The organism is Coprococcus sp. AM100_B19A (assembly GCF_027662015.1).
GTDB lineage: Bacteria > Bacillota > Clostridia > Lachnospirales > Lachnospiraceae > Allocoprococcus > Allocoprococcus comes.
This window is the reverse complement of the sequence record NZ_JAQDKN010000010.1, coordinates 1-609: the sequence shown is the minus strand read 5'-3', so window position 1 is coordinate 609 and position 609 is coordinate 1. Positions and strand designations below refer to the sequence as shown.

Here is a 609-nt window from a genome sequence, read left to right as displayed (position 1 = left end):
CATATTTTTTGTAAATTTCCTGTTTGTAACATCCTCCAAAGCTGCAGTTGCCGCTCTGACCGTCACAGATTCTGAAATCCCCGCCCTCAATTCTGAGCGGATGTCCGTCAATAAGTGCATCTGCTATTTTCTTCCGGGCAATCTCGTAAATCCGCTGGACCGTCGTTCTTGCGATCTGCATAGATACTGCACACTGCTCCTGACTATAACCTTTCTTGTCCAAAAGACGGATTGTCTCGTACTCATCTACAGTCAGAACAATGGGTGTTTTTTTCTCCGTATCATCTGCCGGAAGAAATTCTAAAACATTGGGGAAATGACAGACTTTTCTGCATTTTACTGGTCTCGGCATAAACTGCTCCTTTCTCGCTTTTCTTATATAATAGTCCTATAAAAGGCATATGTCAATAATGTTTTTGACATATGCCTTTTATGAATCACCTTATAGTATTACTTCTTTTCATTATTTTTTAATTTACAGATACCCTGTGTCATTGTTCCCATTGGACAAAATGTACACCAGGTTCGTGGCTTATATAACACCATTACAATCAACCCTAACAACAAAGATGTAAGCATCAAACTATAAAATCCAAAACTAAACTGTGC

At 38.9% G+C, this 609-nt stretch carries 2 protein-coding genes; both read right to left on the bottom strand.

Going from position 1 to position 609, the window contains the following annotated elements:
* Positions 1-352, bottom strand: a 352-nt coding sequence (locus tag PGQ33_RS10785) for a DUF134 domain-containing protein (protein WP_270205715.1), incomplete at its 3' end; no start/stop codon positions are given.
* 98 nt (positions 353-450) lie between these two features.
* On the bottom strand, positions 451-609 hold a 159-nt coding region (locus PGQ33_RS10780; protein WP_270205751.1), incomplete at its 5' end, for a 4Fe-4S binding protein.